The organism is Chlamydia serpentis (assembly GCF_900239945.1).
In the GTDB taxonomy this organism is placed as follows: domain Bacteria; phylum Chlamydiota; class Chlamydiia; order Chlamydiales; family Chlamydiaceae; genus Chlamydia; species Chlamydia serpentis.
In genome coordinates this window covers 403834-425169 of sequence record NZ_LT993738.1, presented here as the reverse complement: position 1 = coordinate 425169, position 21336 = coordinate 403834, and the positions used below count along the sequence as shown (strand labels likewise).

Genomic DNA, 21336 nt, shown 5'->3' with positions numbered 1-21336 from the left:
GAATAGCCGTTTTATTTTTTGATAATTGGGTTAAATTTTAAGAGATTTTGTATGACAAAGATAGCTTTTTCTGAACAGGCAAAGAATTTTCCTGTCAATGAGTTAAAAAAATGGTTTGAAAAAAATAAACGCCCACTTCCATGGAGGGATAACCCGACTCCCTATAGTGTTTGGGTTTCTGAAGTCATGTTGCAGCAAACTCGAGCCGAAGTTGTTGTCAATTATTTTACCCAATGGATGAAGAAATTTCCTACTATAGAATCGCTAGCTTTAGCAGAAGAAGAAGATGTCATTAAGTTGTGGGAAGGGTTAGGTTATTATTCTCGAGCGCGTCATCTTTTAGAAGGAGCGCGCATGGTTATGAATGAGTTTAATGGGCATATCCCTGATGATGCGATTTCCTTAGGGCAAATTCGTGGTTTGGGTCCTTACACGATTCATGCAATTTTAGCTTTTGCTTTTAAAAGGCGGGCTGCAGCTGTTGATGGTAATGTCTTACGTGTTTTGAGTCGGATGTTTTTGATTGAAACTTCTATAGATCTGGAGTCTACTCGGACCTGGATCTCTAGGATTGCTCAGGCGCTTCTCCCACATAAAAGCCCTGAGGTGATTGCGGAGGCTTTGATAGAGCTCGGGGCATGTATTTGTAAGAAAAAACCTAAATGTGATCTTTGTCCTGTACGTCGATCATGCGGTGCTTGGAGGGAGAATAAACAACTAGTATTGCCAGTACGTCATGCGAGAAAAAAAATAGTTTTTTTACATCGTTTGGTCGCAATCATCCTTTATCAGGGATCTCTACTTGTAGAGAAGAGAGGACCTAAACAAATGATGGCAGGCTTATACGAATTTCCCTATAGTGAAATTGAGTCTGAAGAAGCTCTTCAGGATATTGAAGGGTTTACAAAGAAAATGGAGCTTTATATAGGAAGTACTTTGCAATTATACGGGGCGCTTCAAGAGCAACGTCATGCATTTACTAATCATAAAGTGCGTTTGTTTTCTCTCATTTTTACAGCAACCTCTCTTCCAAAACTGGGGGAGTTGCATCTTTTGAGTCAAATTGATCTTTTGGCGTTTTCTTCAGGACATAAGAAAATTAAGGACGCATTATTAACTTACTTGAATGACGCTGGGAAGAAATCCTATAGGAGTGTAGATGAAGAGTCATGCTTTTTCTCAATTGATAAGTATTATTCATTCGATGGTGATTGAAGGACGATGTCCTTGGTCTCGTGAGCAATCACTGTTATCGATAGTAGAACATATCCTTCAAGAGTGTCAGGAATTTCATGAGGCTGTCTTGCAGGGTAAAACTGCAAAAGACATTGGCTCTGAAGCTGGGGATATTATAACTTTATCTATAATTTTATGTTTTTTATTAGAGCGAGAGGAACTTCTTGCCTTTGGAGACGTTGCTAATGGAGCTATAGAAAAATTGCGTCGCCGAGCTCCATATCTCTTTTCTAAAAGTAATGAACCTGTCTCTTTAGAAGAAGCAGATCGCCTTTGGGAGCTTGCCAAGCATTTAGAGAAAAATGAGTAGGTTAGGTAATTTTTAAATAGATGTTGCTTTTGAAAAAACAGGGCATGTGGTATCAAAGAGGGTGTAGGTTGGGGGCCTTTTAAGAGAAGGAACCTTTGAACCGGGTCAGAACTGGAAGGTGGCAGCCCTAAGGAGAGTTTTCTTTTGCTAAAAGAATGTTCTCCAACTTACTCTTTTACTTTATTCCTAATAGCATTAATGATGTCAGATTAAATAGCCCGTGCAAAACAATGGGAGAAAGAATATGGCGGTCTTTTTCGTACAAAAATCCTGCAGATAAAGAAAAGACAAACAATACAGGGACAAAAATCCAACTTCCTAGCGACTGCTCAACATGAATTAACGAAAAAATAATAGACGAGCATACCACTGCCCAGATGCGGGTCATTTTGTTTTTCAAAAACGTCTGTAGGATGCCCCTAAAAAAAATTTCTTCTCCAAATGGCGTCAGCACTCCTAAATTTAGAATCATCCCGATAAGGTATTTTGTCATAGGTAGCGAATTTTTGACCTCTTGTGTAACTTCTTGACTATAAAGTTCTTCTGAAGGAATCATTAAGGTTAAAAATTTGCTTAGCATAATTCCAAGCAGCTGTGTGATAGGAATAATAATAATCCACATTCTAATGGCAGATCCAAAAGTACGCCAAGAGCTTTTTAGGGGGCGTTCTCCAGAGAAAAGTACTGCGCGAGTGATATCTAATGGAAGGAACAGTAGATAGAATAAAAAAGTAAAGGCAAGACTAATTCCCGTCATAGTGGAAAGTAGTTCTGCAGTTTGCATGCTGAAACTATGAGCAACAAGAGAAGAAAAGATAAGAAGACATGCACCAAATATAACTTGGCGCAGCTTTAAAGGTGTTTTCCCAGAAGGCGTTGGCCAAACAAAAAAGTTTCTAGAAGCTAGGGCCGCTAGACCGAGGGAAAATAAGAGAATAAGTTTCGACATTTACCTAGACTTAAGAATAGTTAGCACAAACATATCCCTCAACTCTCGCAACAACCTCACGGAAAAGACGGTTATGCATCAAGCCCATAGGTGTTGAATCAAAGTATTTTGAATTCCAACTATGTCGGTGATAGTCATTTGCTACGGTAGTTAGGGGTTGGCTGCATTCAATGATTTCTTGATAAATCAAAGAGATTTTCTGATGGCGGATATCGAAAACACGAACACGCACAGAGGCCATTATAGATTCAATACCTGCTTCTTTTGCAGTTTTTTGCTCTAACAGTTCTGTAGCAACGATAAATTCTGCGGGAAGAAATTGCTCCGCAATTCCTATAGGGAGGTTAGTAATAGGAGCATAAAATTGAGCTACTGTCTGAGCGGGGGCATTATGTTTGATTAGAAAGATTTTGTCTGAAGAATAAAACCTTTTACTGATCTCTTCAGTAAATTCTGCTTGAAGATTCCACGGTAGAGGCTCAAGACTTTTCCCTGGACGGTGAAATACAGGAAGCATCGCAACCACACCTTTGGTTTTGCTCCCTGAAGTATAGAGCTTAGGATGATAGCTTCCTACAGTGGTTAAGTGAGTACAACTAGATAGAGTAGGGGATAACAATCCCAGAAATGCTAATAATAGCAACATTTTTCGCATAATCACTGTCCTTAAATTACTTCTTGTAAAAGATCCTAACGGCAAGAAAGCTTTTTTCTTTTAAACTAAATCCTCTTGCAAGTGAGGATTTCTCATTTAACACTCTCATTAGGTTATATCAAAGAAAAAAATAAAAACAAGCAAAGAGGAGGTATTATTCTTAGTTTAAAAGCAAGATTTGAAATTAAGAAAGAGGCTTCGAACAAAACTGCATAGTAGGTGCTAAAACCTTTTCTTTGGGAATTAATGTACACCCCGGAAGAAATAAAACTGGAGCTGTGATCATAGAAAAAATCAACCACTTCATTCTATCACCTCTACAAAAAGAATTATTCTATTTTCCATTTGCATAGGAGGTTTGTGAATTTATAGCAATTGTTAGTTGCATAACAAGAGATGACATATGAATAGCTCTGAAAGAGTTATCTAGGTGCCATGAGTCTATATAAACTCATGGCACCTGAAAGTTTTATGTTACAGGAACACAACCGCTAAGAGCAAGTAGTGCTGAACAAGATAGAACTAAAAAGAATGCTTTTTTCATTTTTTTATCCTTGGTCTAATTAAAAAATTGACTTGATCAGCCTATCGATAGCAAGATTATTTATCAAATCTTTATTTCTCATAAAAATATAACCGTTCACCATAGAAAAATTGCGATCGGTAATTCATACAAAAATTCGTTTAAATATAGAAATTTTGTTATATCGTCAGGAGAATAGAGTTCGTTTATAAGCATGAGATAAACTAGAGTGTGTTAGTAGGAGCAGACTCTGTATGTGACTCAAGCTCTCTTGAGGTGCGCTTTATGGATTTTGATTATTTTGGTTTGAGTGATATTGGTAGAGTGCGTGCTAGAAATGAAGATTTTTGGCAGGTAAATCTTATTTCTCAAGTAGTAGCTGTTGCTGATGGGGTTGGGGGGCATCTTGGTGGAGATATTGCCTCCCAAGAGGCAGTAACCAGTCTTATGGAGCTTATCGATGAACAGCAGTTGAAATTAATGGGATGCGAGGATGATCAATATAAGGAGAGTTTACAAAAGATTCTTTTGAAGGTAAATGATTTAGTTTATCAGCATGGGCAGATGGAAAAGCATTTACAAGGGATGGGAACAACCCTAAGCTTTATTCAGTTTCGTAAAGATAGAGCGTGGTTATTTCATGTCGGTGATAGTAGAATTTATCGTATTCGTGAGGGAGAATTGCGGTGTTTGACTGAAGATCATTCCTTAGAGAATCAGTTAAAAAATCGTTATAGGCTTCCTAAACAATCAGATAAGGTGTATTCTTATCGTCATATTTTGACTAATGTTTTAGGAAGTCGTCCCTACGTTATGCCAGATATTCGCAATCTATCCTGCGAAAAAGAAGATTTATTTTGCCTATGCTCAGATGGATTGACGAATATGGTTCCTGATGTTGACATCCGGGATATTCTTAATCAACCTGCCACCCTAGAAGAACGCGGGAATGCTTTAATTTCTCTAGCAAATAATCGTGGAGGTGATGACAACGCTACTGTCGTACTAGTCCGAATGCAATAATTTCTTTGTTAAGATAGTGTGCGATGATCTACTTGGATAATAATGCTACGGCGCCCCCAGAGTTTGGGCTCTTAGAGTTTCTACACAAGCTATTCATTATAGACGGCGCATACGGTAACCCTTCAAGTGTCCATAGTTTAGGTAAAAAATCTCATCACCTAGTTTTAGAAACTTCGCAATGGATCCAAAAAGTCTTTTCTTTCGAGGGGCGTGTGCTTTATACCTCGGGGGCTACTGAAAGTTTAAATTTAGCTATAGCGAGCCTTCCTAAACAGAGTCATGTTATCACATCGGCTGGCGAGCATCCGGCTATTCTAGAGTCTTTAAAGCAATCCTTACTCTCAGTTTCTTATTTAAAGCCTCAAAAGGAAAAATGTGTTCTTACGCCAGAGCAAATTGAAGAGGCGCTAACTCCTACAACCTCGGCTATTATTTTAGGTTGGGTAAATAGTGAGATCGGCGCTAAATCTGATGTTGCTGCTATAGCGCAGTTGGCAAAAGAGCGGCAGCTACAATTTATTGTCGATGCTACTGCAATTATAGGGAAGGAAAAGATCGTCTTTCCTTGTGGGGTGACTATGATGGCTTTCAGTGGGCATAAATTCCATGCTCTTCCCGGAATTGGAGCTCTTTTAATTGCTCCAGGAGTTAAAATAGTTCCCCAGATATGGGGCGGCGGTCAGCAAGGGGGACTACGTTCAGGAACAGAAAATTTATGGGGCATTGCTTCACTGCTCTATGTTTTCAAATACTTAGGCCTACATCAGGACCGCATTTCTCAGGAGATCCTCATCTATAGAAATACTTTTGAAAATGGAATTAAGGAATGTATTTCTAATGTTCACATCCATTGCGAAAATGAGCCGCGAGTAAATAATGTCTCGGCAATTGCTTTTCCACCCCTTGAAGGAGAGGTTTTACAAATAGCCTTGGATATGGAAGGAGTAACTTGTGGTTTTGGATCTGCATGTTCTTCAGGAGCTACTACACCATTTAAATCTCTTGTTAGCATGAATGTAGACGGAGAGTTAACAATGGCAACATTAAGATTTTCCTTCAGTCATCTTCTTTCACACGAAGAAATTAAAAGGGCTATTGCAATTATAAAAAAGGTTGTGATGCGTTTACGTAATTCGTAATAAGTATCAAAATACTCAAACGTAACTTTATCGAATCTCTAATCATATTTGAGATAACAATTTTTTTATTCCCCTAGAATCTAGGATAGTAGGTTTTTGATGGATATTGTTTTAATTCCAGATAAAGACATTTCTTTCACTTCTAATAGTAGGTTGTTAATAATTACAGAAGTCCCTATCTCTGCTGGGGTATCCAATAGTTGAAGTACTAGCTGTGCTAGGGTTTCTACAGGATATTTTGGAAATTGGATATCGAGTTCTTTTTCTAGATCTTTGATACGTGAGTTCCCAGGAAATGTTCGTTCAATAACAGATATAGTCTTGGGTTTTAAGTGAGCAATATTTGTTGTGTTGAATAAAATTTTAAAAATAGCGTTTAAACTGAGGATCCCTATAGCTTCTCCTGAAGGATTCAGAACAACAGCGACGTTTGAACGGTTGTCTCTGAATTCTTTAAGGATGCGAATGAGTTTTGATTTTGCAGTGATAAACCAAGGAGAATGTAAATTGTTAATTAACGCTTCATCAAGAATTTTGTTAACAAAGTCTTTAGGGCGAGCAATACCTATAATGTTTTTTCGGGCCTTATGATAAATAGGAACAAATTCTATGTCAGTATTTTTTATAGTGAGACATAGATCTTTAACGTTTGCTGAAGAAGGTAGCATGGTTACCTGTTCTAAAGGTTGGCATACCTGATCTGCACAAGTTGCACTTAAAGAGAAAATATTTGTAGCAATGGCATTAAAATCCTGTTCTTCGTGGTGAGTCTCCAAAGCTTTCTGGAATTCATCTCTGCTTAATGTAGAATTCAGCTTTTCTTTTTTAATATTTAAAAGATAATACAACCCCTCAGTAAGGCTTCCTATCAGCTGAATCAGTGGATAAAAAATGTAGTGCGAATAATATAAAATCGGTGCGCCCCATAGCGCGAGTTTTTCTGGAATTTTTCTAGATATTGTTAAAGGTAGAAGCTCTGCAAAAATTACCACTAAAAAGATTTGAGTAAAGGGAGCATAGTCTGGAGAAATTCCTAAGGCTCGATAACAATTTCTAGAAGACTCAGAGCCTATTTGTAAGGCAATATTTACTCCTAACATCACAGTGCCAAAGAGGCGGTAAGGCCTACGGATTAAGAAATTAATATAACGAGCTTTCTTATGGTCTTTAGTCAGATAATATTGTAATCGCACACGGTTAAATGAAACACAGGCCATTTCCATCATAGAATAGAATCCTTGGAAGACAATGCAGACAATATTAACCCCTAGCCAAAATAGAGAAGAATCAGTCATACAATTTCCTTATGTAAATACGGCGGACACGATTTGGAGCTGCGTCTAATACTTGAAAAAGTAAGTTACTCCACGTAAGTTTCATTCCTGTTGTTGGGATCGTCCCCATTTGTTCTATTAGCCATCCTCCTACAGTTGCGATATTGTTATTTGTTGGAAGAGTAATATCGAAGATTTCACTGAGCTCACGAAGTTCTAAGGTTCCTGAAGCAATGATAACATCAGCTCCTGAGGTAGTATAGAGTACTTTATTATCTCTTTGGTCTACAATTTCTCCAGCAACAATCTCAAAGAGGTCTTCTTGCGTGATTAGTCCTTCAATAGAACCGTATTCATCAATGATCATCCCTAAGGTTTCATCTTCAGCTGCCATATGACATAATGCCATCTTTGCAGAGATTGTTTCAGGCATATAATAGGGTTTTTTTAACAAGGGGAGAAGATCATCAGAAGATAACAGCGGCTTTTTATCATGCAAAAGAAGAGAACGGGCTGTGCAAATCCCCAGGAGGTTTTGAAGATTGTCATTGCAGACAGGAACTCTAGAACAATGTTTTTTAGAAAATAAGAGGTAAAGGTTCTCTAAAGGTGTTTGGATATCATAGAATAAAATGTCCTGACGTGGTTGCATGCGTTCTTTAACGCTACAGTCACTAAGAGAAAGATAACCATAGAGTAAACGACTTTCCTCTTGGTTGACTACGCCAAAATCCTTACAACTTTGTAACACTTCCTTTAATTCTTGAGGCTGAATAATATCTATATGCTGCCTGGATAAAATCCATTGGACTATATAGTTAATTCCTGAAATGCCCCAGTGAAGTAGAGGCTTGAAAATCTTGGTGAAACAACCAACCACAGGCGCTACAGAACTAGCAATCTGCGTATTAAAAGGAAGGGCTACTGCTTTGGGGAGAATCTCTGCCAAAATTAGGGTGATTGCTAGAGGAAGACCTACAGTAAACCACCACGAAGCTGTATCTCCAAATAGAATGGCAAAGCAGTTTTGAATTGCAATGTTCAGTCCAATATCACAGAAGATTAAGGTGATAAGTAAATGGTGAGGATGTAAGAGAAGCCTTGCGACACGCTGTTGTTTCTGAGATTTAGATCTTTTATAATGCGAGATCAAACTTGTAGGCAAAGAAAATAAGGCAATCTGAGATAATGAAATGAAGCCAGAGCACAAAGTAAAACAAACAATCAGAAAAATTAAGACAGCGGGAATCATGGTCTCTTTTTAGTCCTTGTTTTCTGGTTGCTTGTTCTTAGTAATACATATTTTTATATAACCCTTAGGAACTAAGCCCAGGCGCTGGATTAAAGCAGATTCTACTATGGTAGAGTCATCCCAGTGCTGGAGATGCAGCTCCAGCTGATGCTGCTCTTCTTGAGCAGAAAGAATTTCTTTTTGTAAAGAAGAGACCTTGTTTTGTAAACGCAACTCCTCTACATGGAGTTTTTGGATAGCTCGGTCATAAATAAAACCACTAACTAGAATACTAAGAATCACCCACCAAGAGTTGACAATTGTCCTTTCTAAGAATCTCAAGCCATAGGTTTTTTCTCTTACTGAAAGTCTAGACACAAGGAATGGTGATGCCTTGTTGCTTCTGATATTTTCCGTTTCTGTCGGCATAAGAAACCTCGCAAGCCGTACTAGATTCAAAGAATAAGACTTGAGCAATGCCTTCATTGGCATAAATTTTTGCTGGCAATGGAGTAGTATTAGAAATTTCTATAGTTACGTGACCTTCCCATTCAGGCTCAAAAGGTGTGACATTCACGATAATCCCACATCTTGCATATGTAGATTTCCCTATACACATGGTTAAAACATTCCTAGGTATTCGGAAATACTCAATGCTATGAGCTAGAGCAAAAGAATTTGGAGGGATAACACAAACAGTATCGGTAATAGAGATAAAAATGTTTTCGGTAAAACATTTTGGATCAACAACAGAATTATAGACATTGGTGAAAACTTTGAATTCTTGAGATAGACGGATGTCATAACCATAGCTCGATAAACCGTAACTTATGAGCTTTTCTCCTGTTTCTGGATTTACATTGACTTGGCCATTAACAAAGGGATGAATCATATCGGCATTTAATGCCATATCTCGTATCCATTTATCTTCTTTTATACTCATTTAGAAACCTTAATAGTTTGAAATTGCTTTCTTAATGATGCTCTGTGCTTGAAATTGCTGATTTTGTGAACCTTTCTAGGTATAAGATAGACGTGGATTAGGTATTGAAATTACTAGTTATATAAACAGGAAAAGCCTACCCCAAAGTCTACAATTTTATCATAGAACCTAGAGGCAATGTTAGATAATCCGAAGGGAAAAAGGCAAACCTTATTTTTAGAGAAAACTTGGGGTATTGCTGTATTTTTATATTGGTACATAAAAGTATGTTTATCTTGAGTCAATTCTTGAGGATGATTTTTATAAAAATCTCGTAATTTTATTCTGATTCCTTAATTTTTTGCGATGGGTTCTAACATTTTTGTAAAAAGTGCAAAACCGATAATGTATTTTAGAACAGTTAACTACCTTTAAATCTATTTGTTTATAACAATTGTCTTTCCTATAAAAGATCAATGTAGTCAAAGAACATTAGTGTTAAATTGGAAGAGGTATTTTTAAGGCTCAACTTAGAAATACTGCAATTTGAAATTTCTTATTCACTTGTGTTCCTCTGCTGCCCTTGTCTTGTAATGAAAGAAAGAGAAAAATGTCCGTGGTATACTTCTATATATTCTCTCGTGTACTATGCCCAATATAATGTTCGATGTTGTCGAGGGTAGTTTTACAGTAAATAGAATCTACCTATAAAGAAAAAGTTATATAGAAGGTACCTAAATGACGCATCAAGTAGCTATCTTACACCAGGATAAAAAATTCGATGTGTCTTTAAGACCTAAAGGGTTACAAGAGTTTTGTGGGCAGCTTCATTTAAAAGAACGGTTAGACCTGTTCCTTCGTGCAGCGGTGCAACGAGGAGAAGTACCAGGACACTGTTTATTTTTCGGCCCCCCAGGATTAGGGAAAACTTCGCTTGCCTATATTGTTGCTAATACTGTGGGTAAAGGGTTAGTGGTGGCGTCCGGACCTCAGTTAATTAAACCTTCAGATCTTTTGGGGCTTGTAACTAGTTTGCAAGAAGGCGATGTATTTTTTATCGACGAAATTCATCGCATGGGAAAAGTTGCTGAAGAATATCTATATTCTGCCATGGAAGATTTTAAAATAGATATTACTATAGATTCAGGACCTGGAGCTCGTTCCGTCCGCGTGGATCTTGCTCCGTTTACCTTAGTCGGAGCGACCACTCGATCAGGGATGTTAAGCGAACCTTTAAGAGCACGCTTTGCTTTTAGTGCGAGACTTTCTTACTATTCAGATCAAGATCTAAAAAAGATTTTATTTCGATCAGCACATTTGCTCGGTATAGAAGCCGATAATTCCGCATTACTAGAAATTGCTAAGAGATCACGCGGAACTCCACGATTAGCGAACCATCTTCTGCGTTGGGTTAGAGATTTTGCTCAGATGCGAGAAGGAAACTGTATTAATGGTGACGTAGCACAAAAAGCTTTAGCTATGCTATTAATAGATGAATGGGGATTAAATGAAATTGATATCAAACTTCTCACTACAATAATTGATTATTATCAAGGCGGACCTGTAGGGATTAAAACCTTATCAGTAGCAGTGGGAGAGGATATTAAAACACTAGAAGATGTTTACGAACCATTTTTAATTTTAAAAGGTTTAATCAAAAAAACCCCAAGAGGCAGAATGGTAACTCCACTTGCTTACAACCACTTAAAAAGAGACACCAAGAATTTATCCAGTTTAGGAGAAGGACAGTGAAAATATTGCAATACGTACTTTTAGGTCTTTTCTTTAGTACGAGTATTTCTGGAACCTCGGAAGTAAAAGTATCAGATACTTTTATCAAGCAAGCTACCGTTGTCGAACCTAAAATCCGGATTCTTCTGGCTAATGAAAGTACCACAGCTCTTATCGAAGCTAAGGGGCCTTATCGTATTTATGGGGATAATGTCTTATTAGATACTGCAATTCAAGGGCAACGTTGCGTTGTGCATGCTTTATATGAAGGCATCCGCTGGGGAGAATTTTATCCAGGACTTCAGTGCTTAAAGATCGAACCTATAGATGAATCGGCTTCACTTTTTTTCAATGGAATTCAGTACCAAGGTGCACTATACGTTCATCGTAAGGACAATCATTGTATTATGGTGTCTAATGAAGTGGCAATTGAAGATTACTTAAAATCGGTACTCTCTATAAAATACCTTAAAGAGTTGGATAAAGAAGCACTATCCGCTTGTGTTATCTTAGAAAGAACAGCCTTGTATGAAAGGCTACTTGCAAGAAATCCTCAAAATTTTTGGCATCTTAAGGCTGATGAAGAGAACTATGCAGGCTTTGGTGTGACAAAGCAATTTTATGGAATAGAAGAGGCTGTAGATTGGACAGCACGTTTGGTTGTAGATAGCCCACAGGGATTAATGTTAGATGCGCAAGGTCTTCTACAATCCAATGTGGATCGCCTTGCTATAGAAGGGTTGAACGCACGTCAGATTCTTGAAAAATTCTATAAGGATATAGACTTTGTTGTTATAGAATCTTGGAATGAAGAATTGGATAGCGACATTAGGTAGTATGTTTCCCCCGACTTATTGCAATTAGAGTTGTATAAGGTTGCAAGGATGTTGTGTTTGATACTAAGTTTTGAGATACAAAACCCTGGTCACTATTGGCAATCATTTCATAAGGAAGGAAGTTAGCAGAGGGCTTAGGTAAGGTTACAGATATTTCTTTAGTTCCTACATAAAAAGCAACATAGGTGTGTATTTTCTGAGCTTTTATTTTAAATGCTAGAAAGTTACTGGGGAACCATTGGATGGGGTTCCCATCAACATCTAACCAGTGAATTTCCTTATCAGTAAGAAATCCTCGATTAAAGATCTCTTTATGTTTTTTGCGAAAGGTAATGAGATTACAGAGGAAGTTCATCAGCATAGGTTTTTCTGTAAGCTGGTCCCAAAGAAAATAATTTGCGTCTGTATCTAGAGCCCAGCGATTATTGTTTCCCTGAGCTGTATGCCCATACTCGTCACCCGATTGAATCATAGGAATTCCCTGTGAAACCATTAAGGTAAGGAAGAAATTTCGCAACTGTCTTTCCCGAACTCTAAGGATATAAGGGTCTAGGGTTTCTCCTTCAACACCAAAATTATAACTATAATTTGCTTCTGTACCATCACGATTATTTTCTCGATTAGCCTCATTATGTTTATAGTTATAAGCTACAGTGTCATACAATGTAAACCCATCATGACAGCTTATATAGTTAATGGAATTGGTAGGAGAACCTCCAGAGTAGATATCTTGGGAGCCCGCGATTCTAGAGGCAAAAGTTCCTATAAGATTTGTGTTTCCATTAAGAAAAGCTTTAACAGTATCACGATAAGGACCGTTCCACTCACTCCATCGTGGAGATAAAGTTGGAAAGTAACCCACTTGATACAACCCAGCAGCATCCCAAGGTTCTGCTATAATTTTAGTATTTGCAAGTAAAGGGTCAAAAGCAATTGCCTCTAAGACAGGAGGGAACTCTAAAGAGGATCCAGAAGGACTACGAGAAAATACAGAAGCAAGGTCGAATCGAAATCCATCAACATGCATTTCCTGTACCCAATAACGTAATATATCAAGAATCCATTGAGTAGTCGGAGCACGGTTGGTATTGAGAGTGTTCCCACAACCTGAATAATTCGTAAAATGGCCGTTTTCGTCTAAAATATAATAACTGGGGGTGTCTATCCAAGGTAAAGAGCATGAGGTGCCTTCATAGCCCGTGTGATTAAAAACAACATCAAGAATTACCTCAATACCTGCTTCATGGAGAGCCTTGACTAAAGTCTTAAACTCACGAATAGGGGCGCAAGGATCTGAGGCATAAGCATAACGTCGGCATGGAGAAAAGAAATTTACAGGAGCGTATCCCCAATAATTGCAAAGGTAGGGAAATTGAGGATCTTTAAAGGGGTGCACAGTCTCATCAAATTCAAAGATTGGCAAGAGCTCAATAGCATTGACACCTAGCTTACGCAAGTGTTCAATCTTTTCAATAATTCCTAAGAATGTTCCTGGAGCATGAACCCGAGATGAGTTTGACTGGGTGAAGGAACGAACATGCATCTCGTAAATAATCATATCTTCTTTTGGCAATTTTAGAGGTTGGTCGTTGTTCCAACAAAATTCTTCTTGCTTTAAGTAAGAAAACGCATAGTCACCAAGTTTTTTTTTAGAACCAAATTTTTGTGGAGAGTGAATATTTTTTCCATAAGGATCAGCAAGGTACTCTTTAAAAGAGTATTGTAATGAATGCTTTTTAGGACCGTTAACACGAAATGCATAGGACCATTCATCAGAAATACCACTGATCTCTATATGCCAAATGGCACCTGTACGGTGTTTATTAGAAACAAGTGGAATTTCTATGATTTTAGAACTCTCTTGTTTTAAAGCGAGAATTACCTCAGTAGCTTCCGAGGCGTATAAAGCAAAGCGATAGTGGTTTGAAGAAATTCTAGAAACCCCAAGAGGTAAAGGAAGGGAGGGATAAGAAGAAACTTGTTCCATCGTTGATTGGATATCATAATAACAACAGAAAGGCAAGTCGGTTTTTCATTTTAAGATTTTGAAATCGTTTACTAACAAATCACTCTTATGGTAACTTGAAGCAATAACAATCTATTACAAGGAGATTCCCTCATGTCCAGGCAAAATGCTGAGGAAAATCTAAAAAATTTTGCTAAAGAATTGAAACTGCCTGATGTAGCTTTTGATCAGAATAATACATGCATTTTATTTGTTGATGGTGAGTTTTCTTTACACCTTACTTATGAAGAGCATTCAGATCGTCTTTATGTCTATGCTCCTCTATTGGATGGGCTCCCCGATAATATTCAAAGAAAATTAGCCTTATATGAAAAGTTATTAGAAGGGTCTATGCTCGGCGGTCAGATGGCTGGGGGTGGAGTTGGTGTTGCTACTAAGGAACAGTTAATTCTAATGCACTGCGTTTTGGATATGAAATATGCTGAGACAAATTTATTAAAGGCATTTGCGCAGTTGTTTATTGAAACTGTTGTTAAATGGCGTACTGTTTGTGCAGATATTTGTGCTGGTAGAGAGCCTTCTGTGGATACAATGCCACAAATGCCTCAAGCTAGCGGTGGAATGCAACCCCCTCCTACCGGTATTCGTGCTTAATAAGGCACGAATACATTGCATCTTTTTGTCTAATTTCAAAGATGCATGAAGCTCTTATTTCAAAATAAGAGCCGTGGCTACGTTGGAGTTTTCAATCTTTTTTTAATCTATGTTTGAAAAGTCTGTAAGCTCCAAAAATTTAACATTATGTGTTTTCATAAAGTAAAGAAGTATTAAAATAGAAATCCAAAAGGTTATCTTATGATGTTTGGGTATTTTGCCGGTTACCTTGGAGCTGATCCTGAAGAACGAATGACGTCCAAGGGAAAGCGTGTTGTCACTCTGAGATTGGGAGTAAAGACTCGTGTTGGAATGAAGGACGAAACCATTTGGTGCAAGTGTAACATTTGGCATAACCGGTATGATAAAATGCTTCCCTATTTGAAGAAAGGGTCTGCAATTATTGTGGCTGGAGATATCTCTATAGAAAGCTATATGAGTAAAGACGGTTCACCACAATCTTCTTTAGTGATTAGTGTAGACTCTGTAAAGTTTAGTCCTTTTGGACGAAACGAGGGAAGCCGTTCTCAATCTTTGGAAGAACATCAAAATCAGGGATCATACGAATCTGTGTCCGTAGGGTTTGAAGGTGAAGCACTTGATGCAGAAGCTATCAAAGATAAAGATATGTATGCTGGTTATGGTCAGGAACAGCAATATGTCTGTGAGGATGTTCCTTTTTAACCCCTAGTCATTTGATATTGTTATCCTAGAAGGAGAGATTTCGTGGTCTTATTTCATGCCCAAGCTTCTGGGCGTAATCGTGTTAAGGCAGATGCTGTAGTCTTGCCTTTTTGGCATTGTAAGGAAGCAAAAAATGCCGCTTCTTTTGAGACTGAATTTGAGTCTTTCTATCTTCCTACCTCAGGAAATTTTCAAGGAAAGAGAGGGGAAGTTGAAATCCTCTATAACAGCCTGAAAGCTAAAGAAAAGCGCATTCTCCTATTGGGCCTAGGAAAAAGTGAAGAGTTAACTGCAGACTCTATTTTTCACATTTATGCTAAACTAACTCGAGTATTACGTAAGGCAAAATGTACTACAGTAAATATCATTTTACCTACAATTTCTGAGTTGCGAGTTTCTGCTGAAGAATTTTTAACAGGTTTGTCCTCAGGAATCCTATCTTTAAATTACGGTTATCCTCGTTATAACAAAGTAGATCGAGATATTGAACCTCTTCTTTCTCAAGTCACTGTTTTCGGAATTGTCCCCAAGATTGCTAACTCTATCTTTAGAAAAGAAGAGGCCATTTTCGAAGGAGTATATCTTACTCGAGATCTCGTCAATGGCAATGCTGATGAGATCACTCCTGAAAAATTAGCAGAAATTTCTCTGAAAATGGGACATAAATTCCCCAGTATTGACGCCAAGGTCTTGAGAAAAGACGCTATTATCAAGGAAAAAATGGGATTGCTTATGGCTGTTGCTAAGGGTTCTTGTGTAGACCCTTGTTTCATAGTCCTCCGTTATCAAGGGCGTCCTAAATCTAAAGATCATACTGTATTGATAGGAAAAGGAGTCACTTTTGATTCTGGAGGCTTAGACCTTAAGCCTGGGAAATCCATGCTTACTATGAAAGAAGATATGGCAGGAGGCGCTACAGTTTTAGGGATTCTCTCTGCATTAGCTGTTTTAGAGTTGCCTGTAAATGTTACAGGAATTATCCCCGCAACAGAAAATGCCATTGATGGTGCTTCTTACAAGATGGGGGATGTCTATGTAGGTATGTCGGGACTGTCTGTTGAGATCGGTAGTACTGATGCCGAGGGAAGACTTATTCTTGCTGATGCGATTTCTTACGCTTTAAAGTATTGTAAACCGACACGTATTATAGATTTCGCAACTCTAACAGGAGCTATAGTAGTTTCTCTAGGAGAAGAAGTTGCAGGCTTATTTGCTAATAATGATGTTTTGGCGGAAGATCTTTTAGAGGCATCTGCGGGGACTTCCGAACCTTTATGGAGAATGCCTCTGGTCAAAAAATATGATAAAGCGTTGCATTCTGATATTGCTGATATGAAAAATATCGGTAATAACCGTGCAGGAGCTATTACGGCTGCGTTATTCTTACAAAAATTTTTAGAAGAATCTTCTGTAGCTTGGGCTCATCTTGATATAGCAGGTACTGCGTATCGTGAAAAAGAAGAAGACCATTATCCAAAATATGCTTCAGGTTTTGGTGTTCGCTGTATCCTTTATTACTTAGATAAATTTCTTTCTAAATAACTATCTTCTATCTGTTTAAGTTTTAAAAATGATTTTTGTTTTATTAATTAGTAAAATAAAAGTCATTTTTTATTAAAGTTTTTGATTGTCCCTGTCGATAGATCAGGTAAGTAATTACCTGTCTAATTAGGGGAATGAAGATGATTGGAGCGCAAAAAAAACAGAGCGGTAGGAAGACAGCTTCAAGAGCTGTACGAAAGCCTGCTAAAAAAGTTGCGGCTAAACGTATAGTTAAAAAAGCTACTGCTAAAAAAACTGTTCGCAAAACCGCTGTAAAAAAACCTGCAGTTCGTAAAACAGCTGCTAAGAAAACAGTTCGTAAGACTGTAGCTAAGAAGCCTGTAGCTAAAAAAGTTGCGGCTAAACGTGTAGTAAGAAAAGTAGCTGCTAAGAAAACAGTTCGCAAGACTGTAGCTAAGAAGCCTGTAGCTAAAAAAGTTGCGGCTAAACGTGTAGTAAGAAAGGTAGCTACTAAGAAAACAGTTCGCAAGACTGTAGCTAAGAAGCCTGTAGCTAAAAAAACTACAGTTGCTAAAGCTGCTGCTAAAAAATCAGCATCTTGTGCATTAGCATGCCACAAAAATCATAAACATACACCTAGTTGCAAACGCGTGTGTTCTTCAACAGCTACAAGAAAGCATGGCTCTAAAAGCCGTGTGCGTACAGCTCATGGTTGGCGTCACCAACTAATTAAAATGATGACTCGATAGTTTGTGATTTCAGGATTATTGCTTGTATTAACGGGAAGGAGTAGTTCACTCCCCCTCCCGTTTTTTTGAGCTTTAGCAAAAGCAAATCGATCTAGGAATCAACGTCTTTGAGAATATTTCAAGAAGCTGTACAGTTTGCATTGAAATCAGTATAGTAAGTTTATAGAACTTTGTTCGACTCTGCTACTATGCAAAAATCCCTAACTAGTTTTGATACATTTTCTCAAGCTTACACTGAGAAATCTCCTGCTATAGCTCTTATAGGAAGCTCTTTGGAAGATGACAAAGACGCTTTTTTTGCATTGCTAGTCTCTGGAAAGTTTCAGGAGCTTGACGGACAAGGACTAATGCTATCGACTCTCATGTCATGGACAGAGACATTCGGATTGTTTTCAGCTCATGAGACCTTGGGAATTATCCATACAGAAAAATTACCATCATCCATTAAAGACTTTTTAACTCAATATGCTCAGAATCCCCGACCTCACCTTACCATTCTGATGATCACAACAAAACCAGAATGTTTTCGAGAATTATCAACAGTATTACCGTCTGCTCTTTCTTTGAATTTATTCGGTGAATGGCCTGCAGATCGTGAAAAGAGAGTTGCACGGCTTCTTTTACAAAGGACATCGTCTTTGGGCATTTCATGTTCTCAGTCGTTGGTATCTTTATTTTTGCGTAAACTTGGTGCTACCTTTCTTCATGATATTCTTAGTGAATTTGATAAACTACTCTGTTCGATTGGAAAAAAGACTGTTTTGGATCACTCTGATATTAAAGATTTCGTAGTGAAAAAGGAAAAATCCTCTTTATGGAAATTGCGTGATTTTTTGTTGAAATCCAATGTTATAGAGAGCCATCAGCAGCTACATTTTTTATTAGAGAATGGGGAAGATCCTTTAGGGATTATTGCTTTTCTTCGTACACAATGTCTTTATGGCTTACGTAGTCTTGAGGAGGGCTCTAATGAGAATAAACACCACCTGTTTACTGTATATGGAAAAGAGAGGCTTTATAAAGCCCTAAGTTCTTTATTTTATGCAGAAAGCTTAATTAAAAATAATGTTCAAGACCCTATAATAGCTGTAGACACTTTAGTGATTAGGATGACACAACCGTGACTCTATATCTTTTCCCCAATACCTTAGGCAATCGTGACGTAACCAGCCTCCCTGCTATTATAGGGGAACTTATCCACAGGCTTAATGGATTGATTGTAGAAAGCGATCGTGGAGGACGAGCATTTCTTAGTTTATGGAAACTACCTGAGGTCCATAAGTTTCCTCTGGCTATTTTGAGTAAGCATGTGCGTTCCTCTAAGGCTTGGGATTTTTATCTCGAGCCTATAGTAAAACATGGGGAAACTTGGGGACTGATTTCTGATGCAGGCCTTCCTTGCATTGCTGATCCTGGCGCTAGTCTAGTTCGTCGTGCACGTGCTTTGCAAATTCCTATACAAGCATTTTCTGGCCCTTGTTCGATAACCCTCGCTCTTATGCTTTCTGGCTTACCTTCGCAAAATTTTACCTTTCTTGGATATTTACCGCAAAACCCTAAGGAACGTATCAAGTCAATTAAAAAAGCGGTAGCCTCTCAAGTGTCTACTTTAGTATGTATAGAAACTCCATATCGCAATGTCTATACCTTTGAGTCTCTTTTAGATTCCTTGCCTTCTTATGCAGAACTCTGTGTTGCTTCTGATCTTTCTGGAGAGAGTGAGCTTGTCCTCACACGATTGGTAAAATCATGGAGATGTATTGAAGATTTAAGTTTTGTTAAGCAGAGCATGACTAAGGTGCCCACAATATTTCTATTCCATATCCCTAAATAGCGTTTCCTTACCTATAGGAGGCCAGATATTGTCTCTTACATAATCTTAAATTCCTTATTTAGAAAATTATAATGCGTCCTTTTTCTCAACATGAGTAGGATAGAAAACAAAATCTTCTATTATTACAATGTAATGTGAAAAACATCCTTGGAAAGATTTTTTCAAGTGATTTTTCCCTAGAAATTTCTATAAAATTCCTATCTGTACATATTCTGTTCTTGCTTGTTTATAAAAGGTTATTTTATAAATCTATAGCTTGTTAAGCTAAACAGTCTAAGATACTTAATGACCGCTCCTACGCAATCTCGTTCTTCATCACCCACCAATGAAGACATTGAACTCCAGCCTCTAGACTCCTCTTCTTCTGAACCCTCAGCACAATCTCTACTCACCATAAGCCCTTCTTCTGATAATTTAAATACTGTTTCTTTATCTGAAGGAGTGACAGAACTGATGATAGAGGGAGGACCTAGAGGTCAGCCGTCACCTCCTCCTAACAACACTATTTATGAAGTTCTCTGTGTAGCTGGAGAGGAGGATTCCGATGTTTCAGATTCTTCTGTAAACATTCTCTATGTAAATGGAAGTTGGCAAACCCAATTAGAAGCTGTAAACGAGGCTCTTCATATTAGTGAAGTCCGGGGAGGACCTCATGTCAGACTCTTTTATAATGATGGCAGTGGTATGTCTTGTGGTCCATGGACCAATCCTTGTTGCCGAAGCCTACCTCTTATCAGTCATCCTCTGTGTCAGGCAATTCTAGGGCTTTGGGAGCAATTTTTCTCTTATCCTGGGAATCAGGGGAAGAATTTTTTAGTGTTTTTTTTTGGTGATGGAGGGGCTTATCTACAGAGTGCTTTGGATCACTCTCCGTATGCAAGTCGTATTTTGATTGTAGGGATTTCTCCTACAATCTTTATACAAGGAAACTACGCAGTACACAACTATCGAGTCGCTGGCGATTTTTTCAGTTCTTTTGACGTTAGGGGAACTCAGGCTGAAAATACTACAACCTTACCTTATTCTTCGGGTCTTGAAGGTTATTTCTGTCCTTCTATTCGTTGTCCTTCTTTTACTCAAGCCTTGCGTTGGGGAGAACAATGTTTGATCAGCAGTAGAGTAGAAAATTCTGGAGGGGAGGGAAGCTCCTCCGGAGCTCCCCTAACGACGCCACAGAACGTTGCCGTCGTTATAGATCCTAATGATTCTCATGCGATGGAAAGACTAGGACAATGGTTGGAGCAAGGTCCTCCTGCAGCGGATTTTGAAATGAATCCCTATCCTCAAAGTTGCACGGCAGTTTGTTTATCTAGTCTTTTTGCTGTTTCTAGAGTTTTAGGGCTGACTCAAGAATATCTACTTGCTTCTGTTCATGAAGGCTTAGATTTGCAGATTTGTTATTCTTTAATTCTTATGCACACAGCTTGTGCTATTCGTTATTTTTTCTTGCTCTTCACAAACTATCCTTGTCTTAGAGAAAGATGTCGTATAGCGCGAGTTATAGCACAAGCTTGTTTTTTACCAAGCATGCTCGTTCTTGTTTTTGATTATTTCAATCTTCTACGTAGGCTTTGGATGCCTTATCCGATTTTAAGAGCTGTCTTTATTTCAGCATCTACAATGACAGGTAGCATTATCTTTATCGAACTGACTCGTTTGTGGGGCAGAAGTCTTAGGGGGCGAGTGCAGCAATTTATCTATCGCAGGACTACAGGAGTTCGCTTACCTGAAGGAAGGGTACGGGTAGTTAATCGGAATGCACTAGGGTTCGCTCTCGGATTTTTATATACTGCGTGGGGAAGTATTTATTTTCCTCTATCGATTATAGTTCTTAACAACATTGGTCTGCAAATTCCACGTGTGTTAGTGCGTTCCAATGTATCTGCCGTTTATGATTTAGAAAATAAAACTCCTCAACAAAATTGGCAGAGTGGTGATGTATTAGCTGTGGGCCAAACCATGAATCTGGTATTAACAGCATTTATTTTTTGCTTAAATATATGGTTCTTTATCAAGTCCGTATTGCGCTATTGCAGGCGTGGTCGTCGTTAAATGTATTTTAAGGCATTGGTTCATATTTTTAAACTATATGAAAATTTTTGAGAAAACGAGGTACG

General features: G+C 38.1%; 21 protein-coding genes and 1 other RNA gene. 14 read left to right on the top strand and 8 right to left on the bottom strand.

What is annotated here, in order from left to right:
- The first annotated feature begins 51 nt into the window (after positions 1-51).
- The 3 genes from mutY to ffs all read left to right on the top strand — a co-directional run bounded on the left by mutY (position 52) and on the right by ffs (position 1713).
- The gene (gene mutY / locus C834KP_RS01825; RefSeq protein ID WP_108896500.1) at positions 52-1215 is read left to right on the top strand and encodes an A/G-specific adenine glycosylase; all 1164 of its coding nucleotides are present in this window, start codon (positions 52-54) and stop codon (positions 1213-1215) included.
- Complete coding sequence (locus C834KP_RS01820) at positions 1160-1546, top strand: MazG nucleotide pyrophosphohydrolase domain-containing protein (RefSeq protein WP_108896499.1); 387 nt, start codon at positions 1160-1162, stop codon at positions 1544-1546. Before mutY ends, C834KP_RS01820 begins: the two co-directional genes overlap by 56 nt.
- A 69-nt stretch (positions 1547-1615) precedes the next feature.
- Positions 1616-1713, top strand: an RNA gene (gene ffs / locus C834KP_RS01815) — signal recognition particle sRNA small type.
- 8 nt (positions 1714-1721) lie between these two features.
- On the opposite strand, the gene C834KP_RS01810 is transcribed toward ffs, so the two are convergent.
- From C834KP_RS01810 to C834KP_RS05410, 3 genes are all read right to left on the bottom strand, one after another.
- On the bottom strand, positions 1722-2495 hold the full coding sequence (locus C834KP_RS01810; protein ID WP_108896498.1) for a CPBP family intramembrane glutamic endopeptidase: 774 nt from the start codon (positions 2493-2495) through the stop codon (positions 1722-1724).
- 10 nt (positions 2496-2505) lie between these two features.
- Complete coding sequence (locus C834KP_RS01805; protein ID WP_108896497.1) at positions 2506-3150, bottom strand: CT253 family lipoprotein; 645 nt, start codon at positions 3148-3150, stop codon at positions 2506-2508.
- A 184-nt stretch (positions 3151-3334) separates the two neighbouring features.
- Positions 3335-3457, bottom strand: coding sequence for a hypothetical protein (locus C834KP_RS05410; protein WP_275667721.1), 123 nt, complete (start codon positions 3455-3457; stop codon positions 3335-3337).
- Between the two features lie 501 nt (positions 3458-3958).
- Between C834KP_RS05410 and C834KP_RS01800 the strand changes: the two genes are divergently transcribed.
- Entirely contained in the window at positions 3959-4696 is a 738-nt protein-coding gene (locus C834KP_RS01800; protein ID WP_108897127.1) for a PP2C family protein-serine/threonine phosphatase, read from the top strand.
- A gap of 23 nt (positions 4697-4719) precedes the next feature.
- Complete coding sequence (locus C834KP_RS01795; RefSeq protein ID WP_108896496.1) at positions 4720-5835, top strand: cysteine desulfurase family protein; 1116 nt, start codon at positions 4720-4722, stop codon at positions 5833-5835.
- Positions 5836-5915: 80 nt separating this feature from the next.
- Here the strand turns inward: C834KP_RS01795 and C834KP_RS01790 are convergent, their stop codons facing one another.
- From C834KP_RS01790 to dcd, 4 genes are read right to left on the bottom strand one after another with little or no spacing between them, the layout of a single operon-like run.
- Positions 5916-7130 (bottom strand): CNNM domain-containing protein, encoded by a 1215-nt coding sequence (locus tag C834KP_RS01790; protein WP_108896495.1) that lies wholly within the window; start codon positions 7128-7130, stop codon positions 5916-5918.
- A complete protein-coding gene (locus C834KP_RS01785; protein WP_108896494.1) occupies positions 7123-8361 on the bottom strand; it encodes a CNNM domain-containing protein in 1239 nt (412 codons plus the stop codon). The genes C834KP_RS01790 and C834KP_RS01785 overlap by 8 nt, the downstream gene beginning before the upstream one ends.
- Before the next feature lie 9 nt (positions 8362-8370).
- Complete coding sequence (locus C834KP_RS01780; protein ID WP_108896493.1) at positions 8371-8718, bottom strand: hypothetical protein; 348 nt, start codon at positions 8716-8718, stop codon at positions 8371-8373.
- Positions 8711-9283 (bottom strand): dCTP deaminase, encoded by a 573-nt coding sequence (gene dcd / locus C834KP_RS01775; protein ID WP_108896492.1) that lies wholly within the window; start codon positions 9281-9283, stop codon positions 8711-8713. The genes C834KP_RS01780 and dcd overlap by 8 nt, the downstream gene beginning before the upstream one ends.
- A gap of 717 nt (positions 9284-10000) precedes the next feature.
- On the opposite strand from dcd, the gene ruvB reads away from it, so the two are divergent.
- Together ruvB and C834KP_RS01765 are read left to right on the top strand one after the other, a co-directional pair.
- Positions 10001-11014, top strand: coding sequence for a Holliday junction branch migration DNA helicase RuvB (gene ruvB / locus C834KP_RS01770; RefSeq protein ID WP_108896491.1), 1014 nt, complete (start codon positions 10001-10003; stop codon positions 11012-11014).
- Positions 11011-11829, top strand: a complete 819-nt coding sequence (locus tag C834KP_RS01765) for a SpoIID/LytB domain-containing protein (protein ID WP_108896490.1) — start codon at positions 11011-11013, stop codon at positions 11827-11829. Before ruvB ends, C834KP_RS01765 begins: the two co-directional genes overlap by 4 nt.
- Here the strand turns inward: C834KP_RS01765 and C834KP_RS01760 are convergent.
- Entirely contained in the window at positions 11822-13816 is a 1995-nt protein-coding gene (locus tag C834KP_RS01760) for an isoamylase (protein ID WP_108896489.1), read from the bottom strand. The two genes, C834KP_RS01765 and C834KP_RS01760, sit on opposite strands and share 8 nt — an antisense overlap.
- Before the next feature lie 132 nt (positions 13817-13948).
- Here C834KP_RS01760 and C834KP_RS01755 point away from each other — a divergent pair, with 132 nt between their 5' ends.
- The 7 genes from C834KP_RS01755 to C834KP_RS01725 all read left to right on the top strand — a co-directional run bounded on the left by C834KP_RS01755 (position 13949) and on the right by C834KP_RS01725 (position 21271).
- Positions 13949-14449, top strand: coding sequence for a type III secretion chaperone Slc1 (locus C834KP_RS01755; protein WP_108896488.1), 501 nt, complete (start codon positions 13949-13951; stop codon positions 14447-14449).
- A 201-nt stretch (positions 14450-14650) separates the two neighbouring features.
- Positions 14651-15133: a single-stranded DNA-binding protein gene (locus C834KP_RS01750; RefSeq protein WP_108896487.1), complete on the top strand. Its 483-nt coding sequence runs from the start codon at positions 14651-14653 to the stop codon at positions 15131-15133.
- Positions 15134-15175: 42 nt separating this feature from the next.
- Positions 15176-16675 carry a leucyl aminopeptidase gene (locus C834KP_RS01745; RefSeq protein ID WP_108896486.1) on the top strand — a complete coding sequence of 500 codons (1500 nt, stop codon included), beginning with the start codon at positions 15176-15178 and terminating at the stop codon, positions 16673-16675.
- A 140-nt stretch (positions 16676-16815) separates the two neighbouring features.
- Complete coding sequence (locus C834KP_RS01740; RefSeq protein WP_108896485.1) at positions 16816-17385, top strand: histone H1-like repetitive region-containing protein; 570 nt, start codon at positions 16816-16818, stop codon at positions 17383-17385.
- A 188-nt stretch (positions 17386-17573) separates the two neighbouring features.
- Positions 17574-18509, top strand: a complete 936-nt coding sequence (locus C834KP_RS01735) for a hypothetical protein (RefSeq protein WP_108896484.1) — start codon at positions 17574-17576, stop codon at positions 18507-18509.
- The gene (locus C834KP_RS01730; protein ID WP_108896483.1) at positions 18506-19219 is read left to right on the top strand and encodes an SAM-dependent methyltransferase; all 714 of its coding nucleotides are present in this window, start codon (positions 18506-18508) and stop codon (positions 19217-19219) included. Before C834KP_RS01735 ends, C834KP_RS01730 begins: the two co-directional genes overlap by 4 nt.
- Positions 19220-19504: 285 nt before the next feature.
- Positions 19505-21271 carry a DUF687 family protein gene (locus C834KP_RS01725; RefSeq protein ID WP_108896482.1) on the top strand — a complete coding sequence of 589 codons (1767 nt, stop codon included), beginning with the start codon at positions 19505-19507 and terminating at the stop codon, positions 21269-21271.
- Positions 21272-21336: the final 65 nt, after the last annotated feature.